The 21,763-nt window shown below is 72.7% G+C and carries 13 protein-coding genes; 10 read left to right on the plus strand and 3 right to left on the minus strand.

The window, feature by feature from the left end:
* Positions 1-5 precede the first annotated feature (5 nt).
* Genes OO68_RS34960 through OO68_RS34990 form a run of 7 tightly spaced genes read left to right on the plus strand, consistent with a single transcriptional unit; the run spans position 6 to position 11,470 of the window.
* Positions 6-1,253 carry a hypothetical protein gene (locus tag OO68_RS34960; RefSeq protein ID WP_051814903.1) on the plus strand — a complete coding sequence of 416 codons (1,248 nt, stop codon included), beginning with the start codon at positions 6-8 and terminating at the stop codon, positions 1,251-1,253.
* Positions 1,250-3,856 (plus strand): hypothetical protein, encoded by a 2,607-nt coding sequence (locus tag OO68_RS34965; RefSeq protein WP_157852782.1) that lies wholly within the window; start codon positions 1,250-1,252, stop codon positions 3,854-3,856. The genes OO68_RS34960 and OO68_RS34965 overlap by 4 nt, the downstream gene beginning before the upstream one ends.
* Positions 3,853-5,184 (plus strand): hypothetical protein, encoded by a 1,332-nt coding sequence (locus tag OO68_RS34970; RefSeq protein WP_033313323.1) that lies wholly within the window; start codon positions 3,853-3,855, stop codon positions 5,182-5,184. Before OO68_RS34965 ends, OO68_RS34970 begins: the two co-directional genes overlap by 4 nt.
* The gene (locus tag OO68_RS34975; protein ID WP_033313324.1) at positions 5,184-6,791 is read left to right on the plus strand and encodes a VWA domain-containing protein; all 1,608 of its coding nucleotides are present in this window, start codon (positions 5,184-5,186) and stop codon (positions 6,789-6,791) included. Before OO68_RS34970 ends, OO68_RS34975 begins: the two co-directional genes overlap by 1 nt.
* Positions 6,788-7,465 (plus strand): 4Fe-4S single cluster domain-containing protein, encoded by a 678-nt coding sequence (locus OO68_RS45790; protein WP_106974491.1) that lies wholly within the window; start codon positions 6,788-6,790, stop codon positions 7,463-7,465. The genes OO68_RS34975 and OO68_RS45790 overlap by 4 nt, the downstream gene beginning before the upstream one ends.
* Positions 7,455-8,840, plus strand: coding sequence for a hypothetical protein (locus OO68_RS44675; RefSeq protein ID WP_106974492.1), 1,386 nt, complete (start codon positions 7,455-7,457; stop codon positions 8,838-8,840). Before OO68_RS45790 ends, OO68_RS44675 begins: the two co-directional genes overlap by 11 nt.
* A complete protein-coding gene (locus tag OO68_RS34990) occupies positions 8,837-11,470 on the plus strand; it encodes an AAA family ATPase (protein WP_033313325.1) in 2,634 nt (877 codons plus the stop codon). The genes OO68_RS44675 and OO68_RS34990 overlap by 4 nt, the downstream gene beginning before the upstream one ends.
* A gap of 92 nt (positions 11,471-11,562) precedes the next feature.
* Here the strand turns inward: OO68_RS34990 and OO68_RS34995 are convergent, their stop codons facing one another.
* Entirely contained in the window at positions 11,563-12,534 is a 972-nt protein-coding gene (locus OO68_RS34995; protein ID WP_033313396.1) for a hypothetical protein, read from the minus strand.
* Positions 12,535-12,721: 187 nt separating this feature from the next.
* Between OO68_RS34995 and OO68_RS35000 the strand changes: the two genes are divergently transcribed.
* Both OO68_RS35000 and OO68_RS35005 read left to right on the plus strand, forming a co-directional pair.
* Positions 12,722-13,051, plus strand: coding sequence for a CU044_2847 family protein (locus OO68_RS35000; RefSeq protein WP_033313326.1), 330 nt, complete (start codon positions 12,722-12,724; stop codon positions 13,049-13,051).
* Positions 13,044-17,426 carry a tetratricopeptide repeat protein gene (locus OO68_RS35005; RefSeq protein WP_245237277.1) on the plus strand — a complete coding sequence of 1,461 codons (4,383 nt, stop codon included), beginning with the start codon at positions 13,044-13,046 and terminating at the stop codon, positions 17,424-17,426. The genes OO68_RS35000 and OO68_RS35005 overlap by 8 nt, the downstream gene beginning before the upstream one ends.
* On the opposite strand, the gene OO68_RS35010 is transcribed toward OO68_RS35005, so the two are convergent.
* Both OO68_RS35010 and OO68_RS35015 read right to left on the minus strand, forming a co-directional pair.
* Positions 17,421-17,873, minus strand: a complete 453-nt coding sequence (locus OO68_RS35010; protein ID WP_033313328.1) for a hypothetical protein — start codon at positions 17,871-17,873, stop codon at positions 17,421-17,423. The two genes, OO68_RS35005 and OO68_RS35010, sit on opposite strands and share 6 nt — an antisense overlap.
* A gap of 5 nt (positions 17,874-17,878) precedes the next feature.
* Positions 17,879-20,710 (minus strand): tetratricopeptide repeat protein, encoded by a 2,832-nt coding sequence (locus OO68_RS35015; RefSeq protein WP_157852783.1) that lies wholly within the window; start codon positions 20,708-20,710, stop codon positions 17,879-17,881.
* 80 nt (positions 20,711-20,790) lie between these two features.
* Here OO68_RS35015 and OO68_RS35020 point away from each other — a divergent pair, with 80 nt between their 5' ends.
* Positions 20,791-21,759: a hypothetical protein gene (locus OO68_RS35020; RefSeq protein ID WP_033313330.1), complete on the plus strand. Its 969-nt coding sequence runs from the start codon at positions 20,791-20,793 to the stop codon at positions 21,757-21,759.
* The last annotated feature ends 4 nt before the right edge of the window (positions 21,760-21,763 follow it).

A 21,763-nucleotide genomic window follows, 5' to 3' on the forward strand; every position in this document is an offset into this window, starting at 1 on the left:
ACGTCATGGCCCCAGAGTTCTTCAACCCCAATGAGGACAAGCCCGGCGGCGGCCCGAGCGGCACCGGCACCCCGGCTGGCGGTCCGGCCGGCCCACAGCCCGCCGAAGCCGCGCAGCCCGCCGAGCCGGAGCAGCCCGGCACCCGGTGGTCTCCCCGCGTAGTACCGCCCCAGGCCCCCGGACGCACGGACGCCGGCCCCGCGCCGGCCTATCCGTCCCAGCCCACCCTCCCGCCGCCGATGCCACCCGTGCAGGACGGCAACCTCGAACCTCTGCGGATCCCCACAGCCCCCCAGGAAGACGGCACCGCCGCGGACCGCGTACGCATCGGCCTGTGGGGCGCGCCGCGCTCCGGCAAGACCACGTACCTGGCCGCACTGCCCATCGCGGCGATGCAGTACCAGCGCCACGGGCAGGGCAACTGGCTGATCAGCGGCATGACCGCGGAGGCCAACACGTTCCTCAGCGACAGCGTGTCCAAGCTTGCGATCCAGCGCGAGTTCCCCGGCAGCACCGTGGCTGTCACGGGCATGAGCTGGTCGTTCCAGGGCCAGGAACCCGGCACCGGGATGATGCGCAGGCGCACCCGGGAACCGAGCTTCGTCCTGGAGATCCAGGACGCGCCGGGCGAGGCGTTCCGGCCGAGCAACCCCCTCCAGACCCAGGTGGTCGACCAACTGGCCCGCTCCCAGGGCCTGATCTACCTGTTCGACCCGCTAGGCGACGCCCAGGAACTGACCCAGAGCCTGACCTTCTTCTACTCGACGCTGAACGAACTGAACACCCGGATCAGGGACGCGGGCGGCCACTACCGGGGCCGGCTGCCGCACCACGTGTCGGTCTGTGTCGCCAAGTTCGACCACCCGGACGTATTCCGGCCCGCCGTGGAAGCAGGCTGGGTCACCCAGGACACCGTCGGCTCCCAGCTGCCGCGCATACCCGAGCACCTCAGCGAGCGCTACTTCCAGTGGCTGTGCGACGAGTTCCGCGGCTCCACCGCGCGCCTGGTGCGCGACGGGCTCGCGAACTTCTTCCACCCCGACCGCATCACCTACTACGCGACGTCCGCCATCGGGTTCCGGCTGAACCCGCAGCACGTCTTCGACTACCGCAACTACGCCAACGAGGAGATCGTCGACGGAGTGCGCCGGATCTGCACCTCCCCCGAGCCGATCAACGTGCTGGAGCCGCTGACGGACCTGGAACGCAAGATCCGTACTGTCCGGGACGCCCGCAAGGGGTGGCGGCGGTGAACGAGGAGCTGGGCCAGGACCGGCTGGCCGCCCACTGGGCCGTGCTGGGCAAGCACCCGGGCCAGGTCATGGGATACGAGGTGCTGGACGGCAGCCTCCCCCCGGACCGGGCCGAGTCCTACCTGTGGGCTGCCGCCACCGGCACCCCCGAGAGCCGCGAACCGGCGGCGGCACTGCCCTGGCGTGTGTTCCTCGGCAGCGTGCGCACCGACCCCACCCCGGTCTGCGCGACCGTCGAGACGACCTGGGACGGAAGCCGGGACGGGACCGGCGCCCCCAGTTACACCTGGCGACTGTTCCTCCTCGACTGGTCCCAGGCAGGCGCTGCCCGGCTGACCTGGTCCGCGCTGGACCAGGCGCTGCCACACGACGGCCAACTGCCGACCAGCGGGGACCCGGTGCCCCTCTCCCCGCCCCGGCCGCAGGCCGGGCAACTCGCCGCACAGGCGGAGGAGCTGGGCTTCGAATGGACAGCACGCGTCGCCGCCCTGCTCCTGGACAACCGGCGGGTCGCGATCGTCCCGCCCTCCGGGACGACACTCCCGGAGGTCACCGAACGGGTCCGTGTCCTCGACGCTGTCTGCGCTCTCCTGCCGTACGGCTGCCGCGCCTGGCTGAGCGGTGCGACCTGGGCCGGGCAGTCCGATCACGCACTGCGGCTCGTCTTCACCGCCACCCCTACGACCGGGCAGGTAGAGGTCTGGCCGGGCACCGGCAGCCCGCCCGATCCGCAGGGCACCGCCGCCCGCACCTACCTGAGCGAACTGCTCCGGCTGCGGGCGAAACCCCGGCCCACCGCCGAACTGGTCGAGCACCTGCTGGGCTGGACCGAGGTCATCCCGGTGCAGAACCCGGCCGAGGCACTGCGGGCGCTGCGCGATGCCGACCTGCTGGACTCCGTGATCGAGGCCGTCCGGCAGGGCCGCGGTGACCTGCACGACGTACAGCGGCTGTTGGAGCGGTACCCGGTGGAGTCCCTCGGCGAGGTGCGGCTCGCGGTTCTCCTGCCCTTCCTGGCCCGGTGCGCGCAAGGCCCGGAGGGCGGGCCCGCGCGTGCGCTGCTGCTGCGGCACTGGAGCCGGTCCCTCCCGCACCTGCTGGCCGAGGACGTCGTCGCGGGCGGCGGGACAAGGGAGTCGTTCGAGCGTGCGCGGGGCCATCTGGGACTGTTGCACGCCCTGGAGGCCGAACGGCCCGGTGCACTCGACGAACTGCTGACCGCTCTGGTGTCAGCCCCGCAGCACAGGCCCGAATGGACCGGATACCTCGTCTACTGGGCGGAGCAGACGTTCGGCCGGGCACCGGAGGCCGCCGACACCCTCCTGATCCGTTCCCGCGAGGCGGGGCTGGCCTGGCTCAGCAGCTGGCTGGAGGACAGGACACGCGACCTGGCGCCGCTCGTGCGGCTGGCGACGCGAGCGGTCGGCGGCGCCTCGGGCGGCGTCACCGGATGGCCGCGGTTCGCCGCGGCCCTCACCGGACGGGCGGGCTTCGCGCAGGCGACGGCGGAGGACGCCGAAGAGTTCGTCGGAGCACACGACGACGCGTGGGAGACCGCCCTTGAACTGGCGACGGCCGAGGGACGGCCGGAGGTCGTCGATCTGATGTGGCCCCGCCTGCGCGAAGTCGCCCGAAGCCGGGAGGCGTCCGCACGGCTGCTGCCCGCGCTCGACAGGCTCGCCCCGGCCGAGGGCGCGAGCCTGGCACCGGAGGTCGCGGCGGACGCCGACCTGCTGCGCGCTCTGCACGCACACGCGGCGGACGGCTCCAGGATCCCGTCCGGGATGCCCCGCGCCCGACGGCTGACCGACACCCGTGCCCAGGAGGCGTACGCCGCGGCCCTGAGCCGGCGTGTCGACACGGACCAGACCTCCACAGCGGTGGCGGTTGAAGCCCTGCTCGGTGACGAGCCGGATCCACACAGCTGGTGTGTGCTCCAATTGCTGATGGCGCAGCGGGTCTCCACCGAATCCCTCGTCCGGGACGGCCTGGCCCGACGGCTCACCGAGAAGCACGCCCGCTGGCTCCGCCTCGACCTGCCCGACCACCTAGTGCGGGACCTGAGCCGGCGCCACCACCTCAGCTGGCTCACATCGGTGTGGGAATTCGGCCGCGCGGTGCGTGAGAAGCAGCCGATGGACCGGTTGGCCCGGCTGATCGCCACCGCCGCTCCCGGCGGCAGGTTCAGCCCCCAACTGCTCTCCGCGATCGCGGACTTCATCCGGGCCAACGGCCCGTGGATCGCCTACTCCCTCGCGGCGCCGCTGCACCGGACGGCACCGAACCTCGACCTGGTCCTCTACAGCGCGCTGCGCCGGAGCGAGGGGACCGGGGCGGTCGCGGACCTGCTGGACCGGTTCCACGCGGAGGAGACCTACCAACACCAGCGGCTCCACGGTGCGCTCACCGGCACGCCGCCCACCACGGCACCGCTCACCGCCCTGCCACCGGCCGGTGCGTCGCCGGTGACCGCTCCCGCGCCGCCGCAGACAGCTTCGCCCCAGACCGCCGCACCCCTGCCGGCGGCGGCGCAAGGGACGGGCCACAAGGCGCGGTGGCCTGTGTTTCGCCGCCCCGACTGGTTCCAGGGCATGCGGCGATGACGACTCCCACGGCCATCGCCATCGACCCGGGCGGCCGCTTCACCCGCGTCGCCCACGTCGGCTCGGACGGCACACCGGCCCTGGCCGCGCTGCCCGGTGAGGTGCCGGGGGAGGGCCTGCCCGCTTCCGGAAACACGGCAGGCCACCCTGCTGCTGCCCTTCGGGCCGCGTACGCCGTGTACCGCGAGCACTACGGCACCCCCGAGCAGGTGGTACTCGTCGTCCCGCAGCACGATCGGGCCACCCACGCGCGCCGGGCGACCGACGTGCTGACCGCCCTCCACGGCACCGCCCCCATGCCGCGGCTACGGACGCTGAGCCACCCGCACGCGGTCCTGGCCCTCCTGCGGCACGCGGGCACGGCGACCGCTCACCGGTACCTGGTGTGCGACCTGGGCGCTACCGCAGTGGAGGTATCGGTGTGCGCCCTCGCCCCCGGCTCGGTGGCGGTGACCGGCACGGCACGCCAAGCCCCTGGCGACGGCTTCGCCGCCGGTTTCGACGCGGCGCTGCTGACCGGCGCCGGGCTGCCGGACGACGGGGCCACCCGCCTGGCGCTCGCGCGGGCCAGAACCCGGGACGGCGCGGAGCAGCGACTCGATGTCGCGCTCGGTCACAGCGCCCGCCGTCCCGGGCGGTACGACGACACCGTGGTCCTCGAGGTGGCAGGTGGAGAGATCACCGTCGGGGTGCTCCGACGGGCCCTCGACCGGCTCACCGCAGGGCTCGACGCCGTGCTCGACGAGACGGGGGACGACTCGGCGCCGCCGCTGATCGCGGTGGGCGGCGTGGCGCGGTCGGGTACGCTTCTGCGCCACCTGACGCAGCATCACCGAGCGCCGGTCGCGCTGCCCGGCGGTGTGGACCCCGCCCTGGCGGCCTCGTTCGGCGCCGCGCTGGTCGCCGCTGGGCGGGTCGACCCCGCCGACCGGTATCCGTACGCCGTCTACGTCGGCACCCACCGGACCCTGGGCGGCGAGATCGAAGCGGAGGATCTGCTGGTCAGCCCGGCGGGAGCGCTGGAACCGGGCGGGGCGACCGTCTTCGCCGAGACCGGCGGCCGGCGCGTCCGCGTACGGACCAGGCCGATCGGCTCGGGAGCCGCGCGACCCGTGCGGATACACGTACGCGACGCGCGGGGCGGCAACGCGACACAGATCGGAACTCTGACGGTCCCCGCGAGCGCCGAGGGAGCCCGTTACCACGTCGGCGTCCGAATCGCCGTCGACGGCACCGCCCGTCTCGTCCTGCACCCGCTGGGTTCCGGGACGCCCAGTGAACACCCGCTCGGCGCCCTGCCGACCCACATCGAGGGAGCTCGTTCGTGATGTCATCCGCCGGGGGGCCGTCGGCCGTGCCCCCGTCCAAGGAAACGGCCGGCCTTGCCCGGCGCCGCGCCGGGCGAGCCCGGGGCGCCTTCGTGGCCGCGAGCCTCCTGGCCCTCCTGCCCTTCGCCGCGCCTACGGCGTCCGCCGACACCGCTCCGTCCCGGGCCGAGATCTACGACGCCCTGGGACTGGACGAACAACCGGCCGACTACGTGGTCCTCGTGGACACCTCCGGCTCGATGGCGAACAAAGGCCGGTACAACACCGTCCGCTCCACCCTGCGCCAGTTCCTCGACGGCCTGTCGGCCAAGGACCACATCGCGCTGTTCACCTTCGACTCCAGCACCGAGCCGCGCTACGTCGGCTCGGGCGGTGACACCGACGCCATCATGTCCCGGCTGCCCGCGTCCCCCGACCCCGACGGCGAGACGGATGTCGGGTCGGCCCTGAACAGCGCGCTTGGCGAGCTCGAACGGGAGGACGCCGCCGAGGTCGCCTCGGTGGTGCTGCTCACCGACGGCGAGCACAGTCCGCCCAAGGGATCGCGCTACCCGAAGTCGACCGGTGCGGCGTGGACCGACCTGTACGAGCGGGCGCAGGACATCGGCAAGGGCACCGAGCTGGCCGGATACGCCCTGCCGTTGGGCGACGGCGCCACCGGTGCCGAGCTGCTGGGGGAGGTCGTCGACGACACGACGGTGCTGCGCCCCGACAGCATCGAGGACCTCGGCGGATACCTGAAGCGGGCCGGCGACGGTGCCCGGGCGCGCAAGGCGGGACTCCTGCTCGCGGGCGACGAGGGCGAGGGGATCACCGCGTCCTGGTCCGACGGCCCCCGCCGCGACATCACCGGCGGCTCGGTCACCGCGCGCCTCACATTGCGCTCGACGGCCCGTCACGTGCCGTTGAGCGTGAGTGGCCTGGACGTGTCGGTGCCGGGCGACGACCTGCGGATCTCCGGCCTGCCGTCCTCCGTGACCCTGGGCCCGGGGGAGTCCCGCACATTCCCCGTGAGGGTGCGCGGCACCCTCCCGGACGGCCCGCTGCCGTTCCGCCGGGACCGGGACACCGACGCCCGCCTGAGCGTGGCCGGACGTGTCAGCTCCGACTGGGAGCGGCCGCTCGCCGCGGACGTGCGCCTGGACGTACCGCGCCGGGTCCAGGTCACCGGCGCACCGCTGCCGCTGCGGGCCACGGTGGGATCCGCTGCCCTCCTGCCCGCCCTCCTCACGGGAATGTTCGCCGTCCTGCTGGCCTGCTGGCTCCGGTGGCGGCGTACGAACCGGCCCCGGCTGAGCGGCGAGTTGCTGCTGACCCCGGTCTACGGCGGGCAACTGCCCGACCGGATCCAGCTCAACGGGCGCCGGGTGGACCTGCGCCCACACGCGATCGGCGGACGGGGCTCGGTGCGCGGACGGCGCCGGTCTACCGAGCAGGGACCGCGGGTCGATCTGCGGATCCGCTACACACCGGACGGATCCGCCGGCCGGGAGAGCGACGCCACATGCGGGCCCGGCGGTCAGGTCGTGGTCAACGGAGTGTCGTTCACCTATCTGCCCGAGCGGCGCGCCGACGGCGTCACCTCCACGGGCGGGCGGCCGCGATGACCGCCACGGTGCTCAACGTCGCCGCCACACACATCGGCACCGAGGCGCTGGGGCCGGGCGTACGGTCCGTCGTCTGGGTGCAGGGATGTCCCTTCCACTGCGCCGGCTGCATCGCCCCGGACTGGATCCCGGACCGTCCGGCACGGCACGTCGCGCCCGGCGCGCTGGCGGCGGAACTCCTGGCCGACCCCCGGGTCACCGGTCTCACCCTCTCCGGCGGGGAGCCGATGCAGCAGGCCGGCGGCCTGGCCGAGCTGGTCTGCCAGGCCCGGCTGATCAGGGACGTCTCCGTCATCTGCTTCAGCGGGCACCGTCTGGAGCACCTGCTGACCCGGCCTCCCTCACCCGGCGTACCGGACCTGCTCGCCGCCGTCGACGTGCTGATCGACGGTACCTACGTAGCCGCGCTGAACGACGGCCGGGGCCTGCGCGGCAGCTCCAACCAGCGGATCCACCACCTCACTGACCGCCTGGCGGTCCACGGGCACGAACTGGCTCAGGGGCCCCGCACCGCCGAGATCGCCGTGACCGGCCGGGAGGCCCTGCTCATCGGCGTACCACCCACCGGGCTGCTCACCGCGTTCGACAGCGCGGTCGACGCCGTCCGCGCCTCTACGCCACCCCGCACGTCACCCCGTACGTCCCCAGGAAGGAAGCACCACCATGAGCGGTAGGAAGCGCATTCAGGTCGACGAGTCGGAGTGGTACCGCATTCAGCGCAAGGCGCAGCAGCTCAAGGAGGTGCAGCGCAACATCCCCCGGCTGATCGAGGACGTACGGTCCCAGACACGCGCGGACATCGACCGCACCTTCGCTGGTGTCCAGCAGCGACAGCGCCGGCACGAGGAAGCCGTTCGCGCGCTCAGCGACCAGACCCGGCAACTGGAGGCCGACACCACGCGCCGGCTCCAGCAGCAGGCCGCGGACCTGCACCGCTCGCTGGACGAGACCGCCGGCCGGATCCGGGAGGAGACCCGCCGGGAACTGGCCCGGCAGCACGAGGAGACCACGCGGGCGCTGGCCGCCGAACGTGCCGAGCGCCGCGCAGAGATGACGAGGCTGTCCCAGGACATCGAAGTGATCAAGGCGGGCGAGGCGCGCGCCGAGGAGATGGTGCGAGCCTGGCTCGCGGACGCTCGCACGATGGCCGCACTGATCGCCGACACTCTGCCGCACGAGCGGTACGCGCCCGGCGCACTGAACCGGCTGACCGGACGGCTCGCCACCGTGGAGCACAACGTGGCGGAAGGCCGGTTCGAGGCCGCCCTCGCTGTGGCACAGGAGACCTTCCACTCGCTGAGCGACCTGCGGGTGGACACCGAGCACCGGGAACTGGAGCGCTGCTCGGCCCAGTCGGAGGCGGTCGAAGCCCTGGTCCGTGTCGAGAGACTGATCGCGGGCAATGAGCAACGGCCGGTCATCGGGCCGGACGGTGAGGCACTGGCCGGGTACAGGCTGGACGTCGTCCACTGGTCGGAGGGCGAGTTCGACGAGCTGCGCCAGGAAGCCGCCGACGCCCTGGCCCGGGCCCGCGACGACGTGACGGACACCGACGAGCTGCGCGGCCTGCGCGACCAGGAGGCCACCCGGCTCGAGCAGGCCCTGGGCGGCACGGTGGAGCGGGCGGGCATGCGTCACCTCGCCTCGCAGATCCGGGTCAACCTCGCCGACGCGGTGGCCCAGACCCTCAGCGATTACGCGTACTACGACCTCGTCGACGGCAAGTACGAGAACGCCGACGCCCGCGGCAGCTACTACGCCAAGCTCCGCAACGGCGCCAACGGCAACGAGATCGTGGTGAACGTCTCCCAGGCGGAACGGGATTCGGACCAGTGTGTGATCCGGGTGCTGTCCTACGACCACGATGTCACGGCCGAGGCCGAACTCATGGACCGTGCCCGGGCCATCCAGCAGGCGCTCGAGGCGGACGGCCACCGTGTGTCGGCGCCGGAGTGCGAGCCGGACACGCCCGGCGGCGGTCAGTTGCCCACCCCGCGCCCCGCGCCCCGTCCCGCCGAGCAGAGGCAGTCGAGGAAGGCGGCAGAATGACCGCGACGGCCGCGGAGACACCGTCCGTGCCGGGTCCCACGACGGAGCGGCTGGACCCGGCCGCTCTGCACAGCGGTGAGCCGTTCACCGTCCTCTACGGACCCGGCGTGGGGGACGTCTTCGTCGACAGCGCCTACCAGGTGTGCGTCCTGGAACAGGCCCTGTGGCGGCTGCTGCGGGCCGAGGGCTTCGAGCGGATCGTCTTCAGCTCCCTGGACCATCCGGTGTACTTCCGTGACCGCGCCTCCCGCGACCTGTCCCGGCGCGCCCCTGCCCGGGCAGCCGCGGCCTCCCGGGCGCCGGACCGGCGCACCATGCGTCATCCACAGCTCAGGGGCCCACTGGACGGGCTGCTGGTACGGGACTTCACGCCCCGCGCCGGCCCGGAGCCGCATCCCGCTCCACCGCCGCCCGGCGGCAGCGGTGGCGGGGCGGCGCCCCCTGCGCCGTCGACGGGGATATCCGACCCGTTCGGAGTCATGACCCTCACCGGCTATCTCCGCCAGTCGCGGCACCGCACCGCCGTGGTGTTCTCCCAGGCCGAGGAGATCCTGCACCACACCAGGGCCGCACGGCAGCTGGCGGGCGCCATGGAGCGGTGGGCGCACCACGGCGACGACCGCAACCTGTGGATTCTGGTCTTCCGCAAGGCGACCCTGGACGACGTGGCCGAGTTCCTGCGGGTACGCGGGAGCTTCCCGTTCCTCGAGACCTTCGTGAATGACCAGCGGGCCGCGCCGGGACGTGGCGGCACCTTCCGGGTCGGCCACCCCGAGGCCGCCGAGCTGGAACGGCTGATCCACACGGTGCGGCTTCGGCAGGATCTGCGCATCGCCGACTGGGTGGAACTCGACCCGATCGTCAAGGCGATGGCGGCCCACCCCGGCAAGGCCCTCACCTGGCAGTCGCGGCTCGCCCGACTGGCCCGACAGGGCGGGACGCTGAGCCGGGACACGGTACGGCAGTGGCTCGGCACCGTGTCCGCCGACGGCCGCACCCCGTGGGAACGGCTGGAGTCCATGCCCGGAATGGGCATGCTCTTGGAACACTTCGAGCAGCTGCGGGCCGAGACCGAGGCCGCGGCGGAACTGCGCGCCCGCGGGCGGGCCACCGGCGCGGAGCCACCCGCCCTGCACCTGGTGTTCACCGGAAACCCGGGTACGGGAAAGACCACGGTGGCGCGACTGGTCGGTGAAATGTACCGGGATCTCGGCCTGCTGAGCCGCGGTCACTTCGTCGAAGCGCAGATGAGTGACCTCGTCGCCGGATACGTCGGCCAGACCGCCCAGTTGACCAACGCGACGGTCGACCGTGCCCTGGACGGGGTGCTGTTCATCGACGAGGCGTACGGACTGAGCGACCAGCGGGACGGATTCGGCGACGAGGCGATCCAGACGTTGCTCAAGCGCATGGAGGACGACCGTGGCCGGCTGGTCGTGATCGTCGCCGGATACCCGGGGAAGATGAAGGAGTTCCTCGCGGCCAACCCCGGCCTCGCCGGCCGGTTTCCGCTGGACAACATCCTCGAGTTCCCCGACTACGCCCCCGGCACGCTCCAGGCCATCCTGGAACGCCGGCTGGCGGAGCGCGGTCTGCTGCTCGCTGAGGGGACGGCGGACCGGCTGCGGGAGATCGTCGCCGAGATGCACCGGACCAGGAACCCGGACTTCGCCAACGCCCGGGAGATGCGCACCCTCGCCGACGCCGTCGCCAAGCAATGGGCCCGTCGCGTCCGGCGCGACGTCGGGGAGCCGGTCACCGCCGAGGACATTCCCGATGCCTACCGCGCCTACCTGCCCCGCCCGGCACCCGACCCGGCGGCCCTGCTGGCCGAACTCGACGACTACGTCGGCCTCGGCCCGGTACGGGAGATGCTGGAGAACCTGGCCAACAGACTGAGGATGCGCCAGGAGTTCCGCAAGCGGGGCCCTCTCCTCCCACCCCACATGCTGTTCACCGGGCCGCCCGGAACGGGCAAGACCACCGTGGCCCGGCTGATCGGGGCGCTCTTCCGCGACCTGGGTCTGCTGCGCAAGGGCCACGTCATCGAGGCGACCAAGGCCGACCTGGTCGCGAGTTACGTGGGCCAGACCGCTCCGCTGGTGTGCAAGGCCGTGCAGGACGCGCTGGACGGTGTGCTGTTCATCGACGAGGCCTACAGCCTGGTCCGGGACACCAAAGGGCACGGCGGGTTCGGCGCCGAGGCCATCGACACCTTGATCCGGGAGATGGAGCACTGGCGGGGGCGCCTGGTGGTGATCGCCGCCGGCTACCCGCGGGACATGGACGAACTTCTGGCCTTCAACCCGGGCATGCCCTCACGCTTCACCGAGCGGGTGCCCTTCCCGGAGTACTCCATGGCGGACCTGGTCGAGATCCTGAGCAGGATGGCCGCCGCCGAGGGCTACACCCTGGCCGAGGGAGTCCCGGAGCGGGCCGCGCGCTGGCTGCGAGCCGCCCGCCTCGCCGATCCCGCCGCCTTCGGCAACGCCCGCACGGTGCGCGGACTGCTCGGCAGCATGGAGGGCCGGATGGCCGCCCGCTACGCCCGGGGAGAAGCCACCGGCCCCGAACTCCGGCCCGACGACGTCCCGCCCCCGCCACCCGTCCACCGGCACGAAGGGTTGTGAACCGTGCCGGGCCGGCTGTCGGACGGTTGGGCGTTCCAGCGGTGTCGAGCAGCCGGGGCGGCCTGCACGGCCGGGGCGCGGTGAGGGACCGGTCAGCCGGTGGTGCGCAGAATGACGTCGCGGCCTTGTGTGTCCTGCTCCTCACGCTCTCGCAGTACGTCGGCGAGGGCCTCGTCGGCCTCGCGGAGACGCCGTTCGATGGTGTCCGCGACGGCCTCCACCTGCTCCGGCGTCATACGCTCCTGCGGCGCGGAGGCGGTCGTGCCGCCCGGACCGGTGGCCTCCCGCAGTGCCCGGGCGAGCACCCGGTCGGCCCGGGCGTGCCGGTTCAGGGAGGCCAGCCGGGCCCCCTGGGCGGCGTGGACGTTCTCCAAACGGTCCTGGTACGAGGCCAGTTCCTCACTGCTCGCCTGGTACTCGCGTTCCGCCGCGGCCAGCGCGCTCTGTGCCGTCGCCGCCCGTTCCAGCACCTGCCGGGTCTGCGGGGCCAGCACCGAGAGCTGGTCCTCGGTGAGCCGTACCAGCGCGCCACTGCTCGTGCGCAGCGCCTCGTCGACACCGGCGTCCCGCCCCCGCAGCTCCGCCAGCCGTGCGCCGATGATCTGCTGCTGCTCGCGCAGCGCGTCCAGCGCCACGACGAGCCGTTCCAGCCGGCGCAGCTCGTCCACCTGCCGACGCAGCGCCTCGTGCTCGGCGAGCCGGCGGCGCAGCGTGTCCTCCGAGGCCGCGAGCTTCTCCAGAGTCTCGCGCTCGCCGCGGACCCGGTCGGCCGTCTGCACGAGCTCACGCGTCAACTCGTCCGTGCCGCGCGCCACCCGGTCCCCCGGCCGGGCGGCGGCCAGCAGCCCCGGCAGCGCCTCGGCAAGGTCCCGGCCGCTCTCCAAGGCCTCGTCCAGCGCGTACAGAGCGGCGAGGGCTTGGCTTCCCCCGGCCCCGCCGTCAAGCCTGCGTATCACGGCCGTGGCCCACCGCAGGGCGTGCCCGAGTACGCGCAGGGCGACCTCCTGGTCGGTCGTGCCGGTGGCGGCCAGAGCGTCCGCGATGCCCTGCCTGCTGTCGTCCACGATGCCCCCCAACGGATCCCCTGCGGACCCTTGTCGTTCCTGGTAAGGCCTCCGCCGCTGCGCGACACGGCCTGCTCCGGACCCAGCGGCCGGCCGACCCTGACGTATCACCGCAAACCCGCACGCAGCCGGAGTTCCCCCACTATCCTGCACGGACAGCGTCCGGTGGAGTTGATTCGGGGGATTCATGGCCGAGTTGGTGCGATTCGATGGTCCTGACGGGGCGTCGCTGATGGTGGAGGTGGAGGACGACGACGCAGGACTCGAGCTCATCTCCCGCGATCCGAACGGCGTCGTGCGGGCCGGCCGCCGCTTGGAGGAGGCTCTGGCCTCGGTCCGGCCCGCCCTCCGGTCGGTCGTCGACTCCGTTGCAGCCCTCGCTCCGGACGCGTACGAGGTCGAGTTCGGGATGAAGCTCAACGCCGAGTCCGGCGTCGTCGTCGCCCGGACGGCCCTCGAGGGCCACTTCAGCGTCAGGCTCCAGTGGAGCGGACCCGATCGAACCCCCGGTGAGTGAAGCGGTGTCCGCCGTGCGGGAGCGGCCCCCCTGGCTGGTGAGCGTCCGGCGTTCCCGGGACGACAACCCGGTCGGCGCCGGTCTGCTGGTCACCCCCCACCACGTGCTGACCTGTGCGCACGTCGTACGGCCGGGCAGCGCGCTCGGTGTGCCCGACGATCCGGTGTACGTCGAGTTCCAGTACGCCCAGGAGCACGGCGCGATCCCGGCCACCGTCGTGCCCGACGGCTGGCACCCGGCCACCGGGTCCGACTCCGGGGACATAGCGGTGCTGGAACTCGGTGCCCCGGCACCGGCCGAAGCCGAGCCCGCCCCGCTGCGCACCACCGACCCCGGCACCTGGGACCACCGTTTCCGCGCGTATGGCTACCCCAAGGAGCATCCCCGCCAAGGTGTCCCCGTCCGGGGCGAGATCATCGGCCATGCCGGCGGCGAGTGGCTGCAGGTGGAGGCGAGCCCGCACACCGGATGGGCACTGGAACAAGGCTTCTCCGGATCCCCGGTGTGGGACATGAACAGCCAGGGCGTGGTGGGGATGCTCGTCGCCCGTGACTCCGTGTCCAAGGTCGACCGGCGCACGGCCTACGCCATCAAGGTCGAGACGCTAGTCCGGTACTGGCCCCCGCTCGCCGCGCAGGTACGCGACGCGACGACGGGGGAACTGCGCAACCGGCTGGAGAGCCTGCTGTGGATCCCGCTGGCCGGGGAGGGGCGGATCCCCCGGATCGGCGAGGTGGACCCGTACGACATCGGTGTCTCGCGATCCAAGTACAGCAACCGTCCGGGCGAGGCACCCTACGTGCCGCGGCATCCGCAGGACGGGCAGCTGGACGCCGCCCTCGCCGAGTCCCGGTTCGTCGTGCTGGCCGGCCGCTCCAAGGCCGGCAAGTCCCGCACCCTGTACGAGGCGTTGCTGCGGACGTCTCCGGGGGCCCGGCTGATCGTGCCGCGTCCCGACGGCCCGGAGCAGCGGGCACTGGACGACCTCAGCCGGCTGACGCTGCCGACCGGGCAGGACCCGAGCGTGCTCTGGCTGGACGACCTGCACCGCTACCTGCGGCCCGGCGGTCTGGACCTGCAGATCCTAGACCGGCTGACGCGCCGGCACCCCGCCGTCACCGTCGTCGCCACCATCCCGGCCAAGCAACGGGCCGCGCTGACGGCCATGGAGAACGACGTCGGCCGTGTGTCCCGGACCGTTCTCGGCAAGGCGCGCACCGTCGAACTGCCGTCGCGGCTGGGGGCGGCGGACACCGCGGTCGCCCGGGACCTGTATCCGGGCGAGGACTTCGCGGCCCGCGGCATCGGCGAACTCATGGTGGCCGCCCCCGCCCTGGAACAGCGCTTCGCCGACGGAGCCGAGAGCTGCCCCGCCGGCTGGGCCCTGGTGAAGGCGGCCACGGACTGGCAGCGGATGGGCATGACCGAGCCCGTCTCCGAGACCGTGCTGCGCGAGCTCTTCGGCGCCTACCTCGGTGCACACCAACCGCAGTTCGACGCCAACGACGAGCTGTACCTGACCGGGCTGACCTGGGCCCGCGAACCGGTCGCCGGCGGCATCGCCCTGCTGCACCGCGTCCCCGGCCCGGACGGCGGGCCCGCGTACGCCGGGTCGCCCTACCTGTCCGAGTACCTGGACACCCGCTCCGACGACCCGTCCGCCGCCGTGCCCCTCCTCGCCTGGGAGCACCTCGCCGAACGCCGGCCCGCCGCGGACCTGCTGCACAGCGCGTACGTGGCCCTGATGCGCGAGGAGCCGGAGGTTGCCGAGCGGATGTTCCAGCAGGTCGTGCAGACCAGTGGAGACCGGGACAGCGCGGCCTGGGCTTCGCTGATGCTCGGTGAGATACACCTCTACCAGGGCGACTTCGCGCGCTCGGCGGCCCTGTTCGACACAGCGGTCTCCTCGGGAGTGGAGGACGTGGTCCCGCTGGCCCAGGTCGACCTGGCCGGGGTGCTCATGGTCACCGGTGACCGCACGCGGGCGCGAGCCCTGCTGGAGACCGCCGTGGCCTCCCGGGACCCGCAGGTCTCGCAGATGGCCCAGGTCGGGTTCGCCCGGCTGCTGGCGGAACAGGGCGAGGCGGAACGGGCCGAGGAACTGCTGGAAGCGGTACTGGCGGCGGGGGACACAGAGGTGGCGACGCTGGCCCAGACCCAGTGGCTTCGCGTGGTGACCGGTGAGGCACGTAACGTACGAGCGGCCGGACGGACGGGCCGTGAGCGGGTCAAGCCCGGCGCCGGAGCGGGTGCGGCCCGCACCGACTCCGCGGAGCTCGGGGAGCAGCCGTGGGCCCTGTCCCGGGCCCTCGGAGAGTCGATCGCCGGCCAGATCACCGCTCTGGCCTCGGTGAACCTCGGCGGAATCTACGCCCACCAGGGCAAGCTCGACCGAGCCGAGGAACTGCTGAAATCGGCGGCCGACAGCGGCGGATACCATGCCGCCCCGCAGGCCCAGTCGGGACTCGGCGAGCTGTACATCCTGCAGGGCAGGTACGCGGAGGCCGAGGAGATGCTGGAGGCCGTACTGCGCTCCGGGCATCCGCTGCTCGTCCCGGTCGCCCAGGTCGCCCTCGGCATCGCACTGCTCCAGCAAGGCGACGACGCACGGGCGTTGCCCCTGCTGCGCGAGGTGGCCGAGCTGGGACACCCCGACCAAGGACCGCGGGCGGCCTGTGTCCTCGGCGAGTGGTACACCGCCCAAGAGGACGCCGGAGCCGCCCGGGAATGGCTGGGCCGCGCGGTCGGTTCCGGCCACCCGGACTGGGCCCACACCGCCCGTGTCGACCTGGCGTTCGTACTGGCCACCCAGCAGGACGACCTGGACGAGGCGCGGGAGTTGCTGGCGGAGGTGACCGGGTCCCGGCACCCGGAGCAGGCGCCGCGCGCGGCGGACATCCTGGGCGAACTCCTGGCGGCCGAAGGCCACGCGCAGGAGGCCGAGGAGGCCTACCGCGTCGCGATCGGCTTCGGGCACCGGGACTGGACGCAGCTGGCCCGCATCAACCTGGCCGCCCTGCTCGCGGCCCAGGCGCCGGACACGACCCGGGCACGGGAACTGCTGACGGAGGTGATGCGCTCCGGGCACCCGGATCAGGCGCCGCGCGCCGGGGACATCCTCGGTGACATCCTGGCGGCTGAGGGCCGGGTCAGGGAGGCCGAGGAGGCCTACCGCGCCGCGATCGACTCCGGTCACGGCGAGTGGTCGCTGATCGCCCGGCTCGACCTCGCCGTCATGCTCGCCGACAACGAGGACTTCTCCCGGGCGGAGAGCCTGTTGCGTGTGGTCGCCGAGTCGGACAACGCCACCGCCGTGGCTTGGGCGACCACCCTGCTCGGCATGGTCCACGTGCACGGCGGCCGACGCGCCGAGGGCCTGCGTCACCTGCGGCAGGCGGGCGAGACGGGCGAGGTGCCCGTGGCTCAGATGGCCCGGTTCCAGCTGGCGAAGTTCCTGCTCGACGACGGAGAGAACGACGACGCCCGGGAACTGCTGCGGTCCGTGGTCGAGGACCAGCCTTCGGACGTCACCGAGGTCGCCCGCGCCTACCTCTGCGTGCTCCTGCTGCGTGAAGGATCCACCGCGGCCGCCGAGGAACTCCTACTCGGCGTGGAACGCTCGGGCGACGCGGAGGCGATCGCCGTGGCCTACCTCGGCATGGGCGAGTACCTGCTGGACGTCGGCGAGGTACAGGCCGCCGGAGAACTCCTCGAGGGCGCGCTCAGCGTGGCGGATCCGGAGACCGCGCCCCGGGCTGGCGCCCTGCTCGGCGTCGTACGGCGTTCCGACAACGAACTAGAAGAGGCTCGGCGTTTGTTGTCCGACGCGCTGGACACCGGGGACCCGGACGTCGAACCGCTGGCGAGACGGTATCTGGGCAGCACTCTGTTCCGTATGCGCCTGCTGCGAGAGGCGGAGGAGGTCCTGCTGCCGCTGGCCCGTTCAGATGACGGCGAGCACCGCCTGCAGGCACTCCGATTGCTGGGGCAGGTGCTGGTCGCGGACGGCAGGCCGGAGGAGGCCTGTCCGTGGTTCGAGGAGGCCATCGCGTGCGGCGATCCGGAGACGGAGTCCGCCTCCCGTTACGACTTCGCCGAGTTGCTGCTCAGCATGGGGCAGCGGGAGCGCGCCCGGGAGGTGTGGGCGCCGGAGGTGTCCGAGGAGGACGAACCGGCGCAGGCCCGGCCCGGCCTCCGCCCCCTGGAGGAGTCCGTCGCCACGACCGAGGCGGCGAAGCCGCCCGGGCCCGCCCAGCATCCGCTGCCTGCGGCCGTGCTGTCGCTGCTGGGCGACGTGGCGTCCGCGGAGGGAGACGAGGACGAGGCCCGGTACTGGTATGGGCTCGCTCAGCCCCACACCGGGCCCTCCTCATGAACCGCCGGGCAGTGAGTTGCTGAACGCGCTCACCCCGGGGATGCCCCGTTCCAAGGACCGCACCTTGAACAAGTCCTCGTAGATCCGGTGCAGAGCCCCGGCCTGTTCGCCGGCCGGAAGCAGGGCCGCCTGGTCCACCCGGTCGAGCAGGACGGCGTAGCGCGAGCGCATGTTCAGGTGCCACCGCCAGCGTGCGCCGAAGTCCAGGGCGCGGGCCACCGCGATGAGGAACGTGGCCACGCCCGCCGCCACACGGGCCCAGGTGGAGTAGTCCACCGGCAGCACGGTCGCCACCGTCGTGGCGGCCATGGCTGCCATCGTGCTGCCGTTGTGCAGCAGCGAGTCGCGTTTACCGCCGTGTGGTCGCATCGCCAGCTTGATACTGGTGGTCAGACGGGCCCTCTGCTCGGAGAGGTCCTGCGCGGCGGGCTCGGATGCGTCGGGCAAAGGGGTCAGCCTCCATCCAGCCGGTTGAGGAACGCACGCGTGGCCAGGGTGACGGTGTGTGTGGGGCCCAGCACCCGCGTCTGGTCGTTCGCGACCTGCCGCAGCAGGGCAAGGGCCTCGGACCGCCGGTGTGCGCGCAGCAGGTGTACGGCGTAGTTGCTGCGGACCGTGAGGACGTCGGGGTGCTCGTCGCCGTAGACCCGCTCCATCGCGGACACGAGCTCCGCCGACTGGGCGAGAGCCTCCTCGTGGCGCCCACACTCCGCCGTAAGCTCGACCAGGTTGGCCCGGGCCGTGAGGACGTGCCGGTCGTGTGCCGGAAGGCGCGCGGCCATCTCGGGCACGAGTTCGGCGAGGGCGCTGCGTGCCTCCTCCTGCCTGCCTTCCTGCTTCAATCGGTAGGTGATGTTCAGCCGCAGCAGGAGCACGCGCGCGTCACCGGCCCCCAGCACCCTGGTGGCGGTGGGCAGCATCTCCTCCAGGTAGGTCCGGCCGAGGGCCGGATCCCGCGTGCCGATCAGCCAGGCGACGGTCTGCTGGGCTCCGAGCGTGTCGGCGTGCGCGGGCCCGTGGACCTGCTGCACGTCGGACACGAGCGCGTGAGCCTGCTCGAGGCGCTCGTCGAGGTCGCCCCCGTCGTCCCACCGGATGAGGTCGTGGCGCACAGCGAGCGTCGCGGTGTGACGTGGTCCGAGCGCCGCCCGGCAGTCGTCGGCCAGTCGGCGTGCGAGGGCAAGCGCCTCGGCCCGCCGCCCCGTCGCCTCGGTGCAGCCGCTCAGCTGGTGACGGGCCGTCAGGGACTCCGCGCTTCGCTCACCGAAAGCGTCGGTGAGGCGTGGCAGCCACGCACTCCAACGGGCCAGGTTGTCGGCGGGGCGGGCCGCGGTGCGGCACTGCAGCCCGTGCAGTACGGCCTTTTGCCGGCCGGCCCGCCACAGATGCTCGGGCTCCGCCGCCAGGGCGTAGTCGAACGGCTGGGTCCCGTGACCCTGTGTCTGGTGCGGCACACGGGCGTGCAGCACATCGGCCAGCGCGCCGTGCCCGTCGGTCACGCGGACCCGGCGGGACGGGGGCAGCGGTTCCTCGGTGCCGTCCGGCGCCGGTGGGCCCATGAGGTCCTCGAACAGGTCCAGGTCGTCACCCGAGGTGAGGTGTTCGACGAGCAGGGCGTGGAAGAAGCCCACGAGTTCCTCGTCCGTGCCCGCTGCGGAGCGCACGAGCAGTCCCTGGAGTCGCACCAGGACGTCTCGCACCAAGTGGGCGGGCTCCGGTCCCGCCAGCAAGCGGACGGCCTCCATGAGGAGGGACATCGGCAGCACGGGCCCCGGACCCGCGGCCGCCAGTACGGTCAGCACCGCGTCGAGGAGCGGGTCGCCCCGGTCCGGACGGGTCCTCGCCGCATCGAGGGATCGGTCGAACGCCGCGCCGAGGGAGCTCGGCAGGTCGTCCGCCGTTTCCAGAGCGCCGGCTACGTCCGCGTAGGTGCGTGCGGCCAGCCAGTTGCCGTCGGCGCGGTCCAGGATGGTCGCGTGCAGGTGCGGGGGCACCCCGCGCTCGGTGAGGTAGGAGGCCAGCTCGGCGCGGGTGGCGGTGCCGAGGGGGAACTCCCGGGCACCGTGCGGCAGTCGCGCCCCGGTCCGTGCGGTGACCAGGAGGGACACATGCTCCAGCCGCGGATCCGACGCCAGGTCGTCCAAACCCGCCAGCACCGGATCGTGCGCGGTGGCGCTCAACTGGTCGAGCCCGTCGACGACCACGCGTGCCGGTTGCCCGAGGAGGGCGAGGGGGCCGAGGACCTGGGCGTGCAGCGCGTCGAGGCCGGCCAGCACCGCGTCGGGCGTGGTCTGCCGGAACGTGCTGACAGCCGCCGGGAAGCCTGGCAGTCGGCGAAGGTCACGGGCCAGTTCCTCGGCGAAGGTCTCGGGCGTCGTCGCAGCGGTCACGACGGCCACCGCGTCGTGCTGCGCGGCCTGCGAGGCGACGAACGCCGACTTGCCCTGGCCGGCGGGCGCGGTGACCGCCACGGCGCGATGGCCGTCGAGTTGCCCGGCCAGCGTGTCGGCTCCGGCGGTCGGCCGGTACCAGGTGAGCAGGTCGGCCAGCTGCTCGATGCCGCGGCGGGCCCGTGAGGCGTTCAGGGCCAGCCACAACGAGGGGTCGTTGTAGGAGACTTCGGTTCCGCGGTCGTAGACCCGATGGGACGGGTGCTGGGCGCGTAGCTGCCCGCACAGCAGGGGCAGCGCCGAGTGCGCGGTGAGGAAGGCCCGGGGCGTTCCGGTCCCGCTGCGCATGAGCCGGGCGAGGGCCGCGGTGAAGGCGCAGGCGAACGCGGCGCCGGAACCGGTGGAGACGAGCACCTCGAATCGCTTCCCTGTGCTTCGAGCGATGTCCTTGAAGACGTCCCCAAGCACGGTCAGGACGTGCCCGGACTCACAGGCGTCGAGTACCAGGACGAGCCCGTCGAGGTGCGGATGTTCCAGGAGCAGGTCGGTGAACGACTTCCCGAGCGCGTACGCCGACTCCGGCTTGCCGACCGACGACTTCCGGGTCATCAGGTGGAAGTCCGAAGCGGTCGCGAATCCGTGCCCGGTGAAGGCGACGAACAGCGTCGCGCCGTCCGCCGAGGCCCGGGCGACGGCGGTGCGCAGGCCCTCCTCCAGGGCGGAGGCGTCGGGATCGAGCAGGAGCGAGGTGCCGTCGGGAAGAGCCGGCCGGCAACCGCCCAGGGCCAGGTCCCGGAACACCGCGTCGAGATCGGTGACCGCCCGGCCCAGACGCGAGAGGTGCTCCTGTGTGTCGCACTGCGACCCCACCAGCAGACACCGCCGTTCCCCCATGGGAGGAAGCCTGCCATGTGAGGATGGGGTGTGTCAGCGGGTTGGCGACGCGGGCGCGATCACCAAGGGGGGAAGGGCACATGGCCGAGATCGTCCTCGTACATGGGATCGACCATGAACAGAGTGTCGCCGGGACACTGGAGTCCGAGTGGCTGTCCGCCCTGGCGCACGGACTCACCAAGATCAGCCGGGAGGACCTCGCGACGAGCGTGTGGCACCGTGGCCTGCCGGGTGCCGTCGATGTCCGGATGGCCTTCTACGGGGACGTCTTCCTCTCCCCGGAGGGGGAGGGGCTGACCGCGGAGGAACAACAGGAGATCGAGCGGCGCCTCATCCTCCGGGACGAAGCGACCTCGCGGTACGTCCTCGAGAACGCCGCCACCAGGTCGACCGATCCCGGACAGCGTGCCATCGCCGCGCGGGAACTCGACAGGCTCCGCGGGACCCCGCCGGAGCCCATGGGAGTCAGGTCCGCGACCCGCGCCGTGACCCACGCTCTGCTGCGCCTGCCGTACTTCGGCGACGCGGCCCTGTCGGCGCTCGGCGCCGCCAAGCCGCCGGTCCGCCAGATCTCCCGGTACTTCGGTGAGGCGCGGATCAGACGCGACGTGCTGGACCGGGTGCACAAGTACCTGGACGCGGGCACCAAGGTGGTGATCGGGCACTCCCTCGGCTGCGTCGTCGCCTACGAGGCGCTCTGGGAGCGAGCGGACGCCGGCCACAGTAAGGGGCCCGAACTCCTCCTCACCCTCGGCTCTCCGCTCGGCATCCACCCCGTCCGCCGTCAGCTGGCGCGCCGGCCCTACGGGCCCCCGACGGGACTGCGCCGCTGGGCGAACTTCGCGGATCCGGACGACATCGTCGCCGCGCACCATGACCACACGAAGCTTTTCCCCGATCCGCACCACCACGACCCGGACCGCCGGACCGAGATGACTGCCAAGCCGGTCACCGTGGACAACGGAAGCTCCCCGCACACCGGAACCCACTACCTCGTCAAGAAGGGATGCGCTCTACGGATCGCCGAGGCCCTCGACACCCGGCGCTGACACA

The sequence above is a fragment of the Streptomyces iakyrus genome, assembly GCF_000717055.1.
Lineage (GTDB): Bacteria > Actinomycetota > Actinomycetes > Streptomycetales > Streptomycetaceae > Streptomyces > Streptomyces iakyrus.